At 42.4% G+C, this 2040-nt stretch carries 1 pseudogene; it reads right to left on the bottom strand.

The features are described 5' to 3' along the window. Positions 1-648: 648 nt before the first annotated feature. Positions 649-1712: pseudogene (locus F6K49_RS43845) on the bottom strand (ISAs1 family transposase). Positions 1713-2040: the final 328 nt, after the last annotated feature.

The following is a 2040-nucleotide window of genomic DNA, read 5'->3' as shown; positions in this document are numbered from 1 at the left end:
GTTTTACCAATTACTAAAACATTACATTGCTCAACTTTGCTCTGGGCATCTTCATAGGCTTCGCTCATTTTGCCTAACAATTCATCAAACGAAATATGCTCTGACATTAGTAGTTTTCTCCTTTAGCAATTACCAATAACCCAGAAGTCTTGAATCTAACAATAAAATTTTACCAAAATCCTTGATATTTCTTTAAAGTCAGCGAAAACTTTGTTGACTTTGAACAAAAAAACTGCTTTACGATGGGATTTATTCAAAGTTTACACAAAATTAAGTTAATCATTTTTTTGTCTGTTACCATTTATACAAAAATTAGCTTTTTCAGAGCTATGAGGTACACATTATTTTTTCACTCTTGCCTCTTGCCTCTTGCCTCTTGCCTCTTGCGTTCCCCTCCTGGGAGCAGGGCTAATTCATTGTGGTCAGAGAAAATTAGGGCGGCCAGAAACTCGCGTAAACTATCAAAGTGAGCTCAATATGGAACTCTCATAACATACCGATGAAGATCAATCAATCATGCTGTCAGTCGTTGTCAGTCAATGGTTGGTGAGCACTCAATCGCTAATTTCCTGCACCGGTTCGCGTACGCGAACCTATAAGTCATAGCTATAAGTGAGACAGGGATTGCTTTGGCACACCGTCAAATGGCTACGACACGACCTTTTGCGTTCCAATCAACAGCAAAATCTTCTCGAGATCATGAGCAATCGACCGGAGTGCCGTGGTGATAGAAGAATAACCGTGGTAGCGTAAGATAGCGATGACTAAACTACGGATCATTGAGAGATTGGCAGGAGCATTACCAAATTGTATCCTAGAACTATCCTCATCAAGTACCACGTCCTTAACCCAATGTAAACGATTTTCAATTCCCCAATGACCACGAATGCCTTGGGCAAATTGTGCGGCATCGAGGCATTTACTACTAATATAATAAGCAAGTTGTTGGTAGGGCTTACCTGCTCTTGTACCGATGCGTTCTACTTTTACCAGACATGCTAGACCAATCCACTCGTCACTTATGCCTCTGAGGTCATCAAAAACAGATACAGTTCTAGTGGTGAGACGGTCACTTCTTTTTTCCCTGCTTATGTCAACACTTATGGGTTGAGTTTTTTGAGTGTTGAGTTTGATTTGTTTGTAGAGATTTTTTTGATTACCTTTCGCAGCAATCACATAGTCGTTTCCACTTTCGACAATTAGTTTTACAGTTTTTTTTGACAGTGTAAAGCATCAAAGCTCAATATTACTCCTTCTATCCCTAAATTGGCTAAAAGCAACTGCACAACGTCAATTTCACTACTTTCTTTATTACGAAATTGTTCTAGGGCTAGGGCGACTCCACAGCGACTACTGAAAACAGAAACTACCGAAACGAAGTCTTGATAAGCTTGAGCATAATTATTCACTGTCCCTTTGATACTTTTGCCATCAACTCCTAACCAATCACCCTCTTGGGTTGGCACAGCATCCCTAATCCAGTTGGTCAAAACTTGGGCTAATTGAGTAAAATCAATACTCATCATTACCCTCCGAAACGTCGAGTCTGAGGGAAAACCCATTGGTGGTAAATCTAAGTTTTCGAGCAAGGCTTGGTGATGACGACGAGCAAAATCTTCCAAGGCTCGATAACCATAACAATCGCTCATCGTTGCCATAATCACCAGCAGCAAAATTAACCACAAAGGATAGCGTTTTCCTCGCTTGTGCACGAAAATCTGGGAGCTGGGCTAACGCTTCGATGAGATTAGTTTTCATCAGGGAGAGGAAGGAGAGTTCCATATTGAGTTGACTTTGATAGTTTACACTAGTTTATGGCTGCCCTAATTTTCTCTCATCACAATGAATTAGCCCTGCTCCTGGGAGGGGTTAGGGGTGGGTTCCTCTTGCCTCTTGCCTCTTGCCTCTTGCCTCTTGCGTTCCCCTCCTGGGAGGGGTTAGGGGCTCACAAGGGTAGGTTTTTTACATTTGGGTCCTGCCCCACCCCCAACCCCCGACCGGTCGGGGGCGGATCAGAAGGAGAGGAAAAGGAAAACAACG

The sequence above is a fragment of the Moorena sp. SIO3I6 genome (assembly GCF_010672095.1).
The sequence above is the reverse complement of the archived record's forward strand: the minus strand, read 5'-3'. Positions and strand labels throughout refer to the sequence as shown.